The 7156-nt window shown below is 70.5% G+C and carries 6 protein-coding genes and 2 pseudogenes; 5 read left to right on the top strand and 3 right to left on the bottom strand.

The genetic code is table 11. The features are described 5' to 3' along the window. Positions 1–264: 264 nt before the first annotated feature. The 3 genes from ACY5KJ_RS15565 to ACY5KJ_RS15555 all read right to left on the bottom strand — a co-directional run bounded on the left by ACY5KJ_RS15565 (position 265) and on the right by ACY5KJ_RS15555 (position 1810). Positions 265–708 carry a hypothetical protein gene (locus ACY5KJ_RS15565; protein ID WP_462187488.1) on the bottom strand — a complete coding sequence of 148 codons (444 nt, stop codon included), beginning with the start codon at positions 706–708 and terminating at the stop codon, positions 265–267. A 159-nt stretch (positions 709–867) separates the two neighbouring features. After that, complete coding sequence (locus tag ACY5KJ_RS15560) at positions 868–1401, bottom strand: hypothetical protein (protein WP_462187487.1); 534 nt, start codon at positions 1399–1401, stop codon at positions 868–870. A 175-nt stretch (positions 1402–1576) separates the two neighbouring features. Then, positions 1577–1810: a hypothetical protein gene (locus ACY5KJ_RS15555; protein WP_462187486.1), complete on the bottom strand. Its 234-nt coding sequence runs from the start codon at positions 1808–1810 to the stop codon at positions 1577–1579. A 244-nt stretch (positions 1811–2054) separates the two neighbouring features. Between ACY5KJ_RS15555 and ACY5KJ_RS15550 the strand changes: the two genes are divergently transcribed. From ACY5KJ_RS15550 to ACY5KJ_RS15530, 5 genes and pseudogenes are all read left to right on the top strand, one after another. After that, a complete protein-coding gene (locus ACY5KJ_RS15550) occupies positions 2055–3446 on the top strand; it encodes an ABC transporter substrate-binding protein (RefSeq protein ID WP_462187491.1) in 1392 nt (463 codons plus the stop codon). A gap of 6 nt (positions 3447–3452) precedes the next feature. Further along, positions 3453–4328 (top strand): annotated as a pseudogene (locus ACY5KJ_RS15545) (ABC transporter permease); the annotation flags it as partial. Between the two features lie 76 nt (positions 4329–4404). Continuing rightward, entirely contained in the window at positions 4405–5346 is a 942-nt protein-coding gene (locus tag ACY5KJ_RS15540; RefSeq protein WP_462203672.1) for an ABC transporter permease, read from the top strand. Next, a pseudogene (locus ACY5KJ_RS15535) lies at positions 5253–5907 on the top strand (ATP-binding cassette domain-containing protein); the annotation flags it as partial. The gene ACY5KJ_RS15540 and the pseudogene ACY5KJ_RS15535, both read left to right, overlap by 94 nt. 30 nt (positions 5908–5937) lie before the next feature. Continuing rightward, on the top strand, positions 5938–7156 hold a 1219-nt coding region (locus tag ACY5KJ_RS15530; RefSeq protein ID WP_462203671.1), incomplete at its 3' end, for an ABC transporter ATP-binding protein.

Genomic DNA, 7156 nt, shown 5'->3' with positions numbered 1-7156 from the left:
GGGTTGGAGTACTAGGCAGAGAAGCGTCTCGACGGGAGTGAACGTCTCCTGGCGAGCTTTCACCTCGGATGAGCGCGGCATGCGGGCCAGCACCCGGGCCCATTGGCGGTCGGCAGCTCCTGAGGTGATGCCTATGTAGTCCCCGAGATCAGGCATTAGGTTATCTTAAGCGTCGATGTCTGAAGAGTCGACATGGGTGCCGATTATGGAGGGTCGTGATGTCTCCGTGTCGTGGACGGGTTGCCTGAAGACGTAGCGTCCAGGTCAGGGCATCCGAGCGGCCGAGCTGCTGCCCCACCTCCAGCGGGAACGGGACCGGATCGCCACGGCCATCGATGACCTCGCCACCGCCCGCACCTTGCTGGAAGCCGTCATCGCCGCCATTCCGGCGGTCGGAGCGGTCGCCGGGGTGTGCGACACGTCCGACGGCGAGGACCGGGTGTTCACCACTGCCGCACGCTGATCCGTACTCACGGCCGCCGTGCACGGCCGCCGTATGCCGACCCGGATCCCAGGGCCGGCGCCCGCCGACCGTCGGCGACAGGCGAAGAAGAAACCCTCCACCCCGACACCGAGCACCTGGTTGCCGAACAGCCGGTGGAGGTCGAGTAGTTTCTCGGTTACCTGCTCGGCGGACCCGGCGAGCGCGGAACCGTTCTCGATGAAATCCTCGAGCGAGTCGAACGGGAAGTGGTTCTGCCGGGCCACCGGGAGGTCCCGGAACGCGGCGAAGGCGGGACGGGCGGGTTCGAGGGTATCCTGGGAACGGTCGATGATATCGGTCCGCCGGAAACCGTTGGCCGAGTGGAGCGGATCCGCCCACCTCGCGGGCAGGCCGGTGGACCGCTCACAGGACGCTGAACCGGGTCAGACCTGTGGAGCGGGCTGCTGGAATGGCCGTGCCCTGGTGGTCGCCTCCCACCTCCAAGAAGTGCGTCGAGGCCGGCCGTCGAGCTCACTCCGGCCGGTGCACCACAGCAGCACCTGAGCCGGGTCTCCGTCCGGTGCATCGGGGAACAGACGGCGAAGCACCCGTATGCCCAGGAGCGATGGGAACCGCCAAGAGACCGTCAGCCCCGCGGCGATGTCCCAGGTATGGAGGAGGGTTTCGGCGACGCCCATCGCCGCGAAGCCCTCGGGATCGCATGGCCCCCAATGCCAGGCCTGCGTTGCGGGGTCGGCGGTGGCCAGCGCGCTGCTGAGCAGTCCACCGCATGCGGTGATGACCTGGAGCACCTCGCGCGGTGGCGTGTCCGGGGGAACGGTCAGATCGAAGGGCAGGTAGGCGTGGGTGGGCCGGGCCGCTAGCTGCCCGGCGTAAGCCAGCAGATCGTGAGCAACGTGGACGGCTGTCGTCCAGCAACTCCATTCCGTATGGCATACGGAACGTATATCGCTCATGTACTCAAGGTTGTATGGGTGCGTGTCATTGCGCTGTGCCCGACCCTCGGCTATGGTCAGAGTGTGATGTTGAAGTGGGCATTTGTTGCCCGGAGGTATCTCGACCTCCGCCGCGTCGCAAGCTCCCTGTGTTGTCGCTGACGGGGAGAACGAGCTGGCCGCACGTCGCGTGGATTTAGCGGTCAACATTGTTTCCGAAAATTTCCTCCAGATTTTGACGGTCCTTCTCCCGGATAATTGCCGGGGTCGGGTGTCGGATCCGATCGCCGATTTTCTGGACGGGCACGTGTCGTTCGGGTGATCGGGCGCTGACCCACACTTCACACTTCCACGTCGCGACCATCGCGGTGCGACGCCCGTCCTCCTCTTCCTCTTCCTCCTCTTCCTCTTCCTCCTCCTCGTTCATCACGCAAAGGATCCATATCCATGTCGTCATTTCCGACTTCCCCGATCGACATCGCCGGGAATCGGACGTCCTCCGCCGCCGAGCATCCCGTGCGGGCGGCATCGCCGCGTTCCTCGCGGCCTGCGGCAGCTCCGGATCCAGCGCGGACACGGGCGCGGCCGGCGCGTCGGGCGCCGCGGGAGGCCGGCGCAGCGGCCTGATCATCCTGGGGGCTCCGACGCCGCCCACCGCGCTGGACCCGGTGACCATGTACGACGGCACCGTGATCGCGCTGGTCCAGCTCGTCGCCGAGTACCTGATCTGGCTCGATCCGGACTTCCAGCTCCGCCCTCAGCTCGCGACCGGGTGGACGTCGTCCGACGCGGGACGCACCTGGTCGTTCACGTTGCGCAAGGGCGTGCTCTTCTCCGACGGCACCCCGCTGGACGCGCCGACCGTGAAGGCGTCGTTCGACCGGCTGCTGGACCCGGCGAACAAGTCCGCCGCCCTGTCCGCCTTCGCGTCAGTCCTCAAGGCCGGCGGCGTGGCGGTGTCGGGGGCGGACACGGTGGTTTTCCACCTCGAGCGGCCGTTCTCCGACTTCCCTTACCTGGTCTCCGCGGGCAACTACAACGCGGTCGTGCTCAAGAGCGACTACAAGGTCGGCACGTTCGCCACGAAGGCGATCGGCACCGGGCCGTTCCGGCTCGACTCCTACGACGTCGGCCAGGGAGCCTCGCTGCGCCGCAACCCGAAGTACCGGGACGCCGGCAAGCCCTACCTCGACGGCGTCAAGGTGACCTTCCACAAGGACGCCCAGGCCGACCTGCTGGCATTGCAGAGCGGCGCCATCGACGCGCAGATCCTGTCCGAGGCCGACCTCGTCGTCCCGATCGCCGGAAGCAACTCCATCGCCGTCGACAAGGTCAGCGGTACCAGCCTGACCGCGTTCACCCTGCGCGTCGACAAGCCACCGTTCACGAAGAAGGAGGTCCGGCAGGCCATCGCCTACGCGTTGGACCGGCCGGGTGTCCTCGCCTCCGTCTACAACGGGGTCGGCGTCCTCGGCAACGACCACCTTCTCGCGCCCGCGTTCGCGGCCGCCCCGAAGGACCTCGCGCAACGCGCGAAGGACGCGGCGAAGGCCCGGTCGCTGCTGTCCGCCGCGGGGGTCGAGAACCTGCGGTTCACTCTCAGTTTCGGCGTCCCGAACAAGGCCTACGCGCTGGTCATCCAGGACCAGCTCAAGCAGGTGGGGATCACGGTCGATCTCGACCAGCAGACCTCCGATGCGTTCTACGGCGGCAACCAGGAGACCGACACCCCCTGGCTGTTCACCACCGCGAACCTCGTCGGCTGGGTGGGCCGCCCGACGCCAAGCCAGTTCATCATCCCGATGGTGAAGAGCCACGCGGTCTGGAACGGTTCGAAGTACGCCAACCCCGCCCTGGACGCCGCGGCCGACGCCTACGACGCCGCGACCGACCCCGCCGAGCGGAAGAAGCAGGCCGAGATCATCGCGCGGGCCCTTCACGAGGACGTGCCGGTCATCATCACCGTGTGGTCCGGGGCCGTCCGGGCCTACCGGTCCGACCGGGTCAGGGGGCTACGCGCCCACCCGTCGGCCTTCCTCGACCTGACAACCGTGAGCCGGGCCTGATCCGGCATGGTGCGTTTCCTGGCCCGGCGGCTGGCGACGATCCCCGTCACCATGCTGGCGGTCAGCTTCCTGGTGTTCATCGCCACCGAACTGATCCCCGGCGACGTGGCGCGCGTCGTGTTGGGCCGGGAGGCCAGCCAGGCGTCGGTGGACGCGCTGCGCCACCAGTTGCGTCTCGACGAGCCGCTGGTGCCCCGCTACCTGCACTGGTTGGGTGGGTTCGCCACCGGTGACTGGGGGCGCTCCTACACGCTCGGAGTCGACGTCCGCCCGCTAGTGATCGAGCGTCTGCTCGACAGCGCGACGCTTGCCCTGCTCGCCTTCGTCCTGCTGGTCCCTGTCGCGCTGGCGCTCGGCCTTGCGGCGGGATTGCGCGAGGGGCGGCTGACCGACCGGATCCTCAGCGTCACAGGCCTGAGCCTCGGTGCCGTTCCCGAGTTCGTCACCGGCGTCGTGTTGCTGGTCCTCTTCAGCGTGAAGCTGCACTGGCTGCCCTCGTCGGCGCAGGCACCGCCGGGGGCCGGTCCGCTGACCTTGATCCGGCATCTGCTGCTGCCCGCAGTCTGCCTGGTCCTGCTGTGCACCGGCTATGTCGCCAGGCACGTGCGGGCGAGCACGGTCGCGGTCCTCGCCAGCCCGTTCATCCGGGCAATGCGGGTGCGTGGCATGTCCGAGGCGCAGCTCGTGCGCGGGCACGTGCTGCGCAACTCGCTGGTGCCGGCGACGAGCGCGCTCGCCGTGCAGCTGCAGTTCCTGCTCGCGGGACTGGTGACCGTCGAGCTGCTGTTCGGCTACCAGGGCATCGGCGACCTGCTGCTGTCGTCGGCGACCAGTAAGGACGTGCCGACCCTGCAGGCCGGCGCGATCGTGCTCGGCGCGGTGGGGATGGGCATCTACGTCGTCGCAGACCTGGTGTACGCGCTGCTCGATCCGCGCGTACGGGTGGGGAGGGGGCGCGGTGAACGACACCGCGGTGGATTCCGCGGCGAGCGTCACAGTCGGCTCCCGGGCTGGCTTCCGGGCTGGCTTCGTGGTCGGCGCGTTCCTGCTGGTCGGCTGGGTCGTCGTCGCGGTGTTCTGGCCGCAGCTGGCGCCGGCGGATCCGATGGCCCAGCATCCGTCCCAGCGGATGCTGGGGCCGGGCGGCGGGCACCTGTTCGGCACCGACCAGTTCGGCCGGGACGTGCTGTCGCGGGTGATGGCAGGAGCCCGCCCGGTGCTCGAGGTCGCTCCGCTGGCGACCGCGCTCGGGGTGGCGGTCGGAAGCCTGCTCGGGCTCGTATGCGGCGCGCGGCGCGGCCTGTTCGACGAGATCGTGATGCGGGTCGTCGATGTGCTCGCTGTCTTCCCGAATCTGGTCGCGGCCGTGGTGGTGGTGGTGGCACTTGTGGGCCGCTCGACGACCACCCTCGTCCTGGTCATCGGAACGTTCTTCGTCCCGATCGTGACCCGCAGCGTGCGGGCGGCCGTGCTGGTCGAGCGGGAGAAGCCCTATGTCGAGGCCGTCCGGCTGCGTGGCGAGCCGTTCTGGTCGCTGCTGTGGCGGGAGGTGCTGCCCAACGTGACCGGAACCGTGCTGGTCGAGGCGACGTCGAGGCTGGGCGACGCGGTCTTCGCCGCCTCGACCCTGTCCTTTCTCGGACTCGGCCAGCCACCGGGATCCCCGGAGTGGGGGGCCTCCGTGGCCGACAACCGGGTCTTCCTCCAGCAGGGCTGGTGGACGGTGCTGTTCCCGGCGCTCGCCGTCGGAAGTCTCGTCATCGGTGTCGCGCTGATCGCCGACAACCTGCGGGAACAGGCCGCGCGGTGGTGGGCGACGGGGTGGTGGGCGACGCGGTGGTGGGCGACGCGGTGGTGGGCGAGGCCGTGGCCGCCGGGGGGCTTGTCGTCGAAGGACTGACGGTGAGCTACCCGTCGTCCGGCGGACCGGCCGTCGCCGTCGACGGCGTCAGCCTGCGGGTCCGACCCGGTGAGACCTACGGCCTGGTCGGAGAGTCGGGGTGCGGCAAGAGCACGCTGGCCGCGGCGCTCGCGGGCGTGCTGCCCGGCGGGGGTGCCATCGACGCCGGCCGCATCGTGCTCGACGGGGTCGACGTGCGGGCCCTGTCCGCCCGGGAGCACCGGCGGTGGCGGGCCGACGCCTTCGCCATGGTCCACCAGGGCACGAGCAGCAGCCTGGACCCCACCGTGCGGGTCGGCGCGCAGGTGGCGGAGGCCTGCCGGCTGGGGGGGGCTGTCCCGGGCCGAGGCCCGGGCGCGGGCCGTCGAGCTGCTCGGCGCGGTGCGGCTGCCCGAGCCCGCGACGATCGCGCGACGCTGGCCGCACGAACTCTCCGGGGGCCAGCAGCAGCGGGTCGGCATCGCCGCGGCCCTCGCCGGCAGCCCCCGCCTGCTCGTCCTCGACGAGCCGACCACCGGCCTTGACGCCGCCGTCGAGCGGGAGGTCCTCGACCTGATCCAGGCGCTGCGGCGCCGGATCGACGCCGCCGTCATGCTTGTCAGTCATGATCTTGAACTGGTGGCGCGTACCTGTGACCGGGTGGGCGTACTGTACGCGGGCCGCCTGGTCGAACAGGGCACGGCGGCCGACCTGCTCACCGCGCCTGGCCACCCCTACACCGCCGCCCTCGTCGCCGCCGTCCCGCGGGTGGGGATGAGCAGGCGGGAACGCAGGATACCGGCGGTGCCCGGGCAGCCGCCGTCGCCGACCGACCGGCCGGTGGGCTGCATCTTCGTCGACCGGTGTGCGCTCGCCGACGAGGTGTGCCGTGCGTCCGAGCCGCCGCTTGCCCCCGTCGCCGACTCCCCGGACGGACCCGGCGGGCACGATGGGCACACGGTGCGCTGCCATCACGGCGACCGCGTCGGACTGCTGCGCCGTCCCGAACAGGTCGTCGGCGTGGCCCCGCGGGAGGCCCGGCCGGGGCTGCTGACCGTGCGGGGGCTGTCCCGCAGCTATGGCCGGACACCCGTGCTCACCGGTATCGACCTCGACATCGGCCACGGGGAGGTACTCGGCTTTGTCGGGGAGTCCGGCAGCGGGAAGACGACCCTTGCCCGAGCCGTGGCGGGCCTGGGCCCGGACGGACCCGGCGAGATCCGGCTCGCTGGCCGGCCGCTACCGGCATCGCTGTTCCGCCGCCGCGCGGACAACCGCCGACGCGTGCAGATGGTCTTCCAGGACCCCGATACCACCCTCAATCCCCGGCACACCGTCGCCACGGTGCTGCGCCGGGCACTGGTGACCCTGCGCGGCGAGGGCACGGTCGCCGACCTTGCCGGACGCGTCGAGCTCGGCTCCCGGCTGCTGCCGGTGATGACGCCGAGGCTGTCGGGCGGTCAGAAGCAACGCGTCGCGATCGGCCGGGCCCTCGCGGGCGATCGCAAGCTGATCGTCTGCGACGAGCCGGTGTCCGCGCTTGACGTCAGCGTCCAGGCCGCGGTGCTCGAGCTGCTCGCCACCACCCGGGACGCCGACGGCGTGTCCTACCTGTTCGTCTCGCACGACCTGGCCGTCGTCGGCTACCTCGCCGACCGGGTCGCCGTCCTGCACCGGGGCCGGATCGTGGAGGTCGGCCCGGCCGCCGCGGTACTGGCCGGACCGCATCATCCCTACACCCACACGCTGACCGCCACCCACACGCTGACCGCACCGGTGGATCCGGCACCGCCCGGGCGGGCCGGATCCACCGGTGCGGTCAGCGTGTGGG

The organism is Frankia sp. CcWB3 (genome assembly GCF_977927595.1).
The sequence above is the reverse complement of the archived record's forward strand: the minus strand, read 5'-3'. Positions and strand labels throughout refer to the sequence as shown.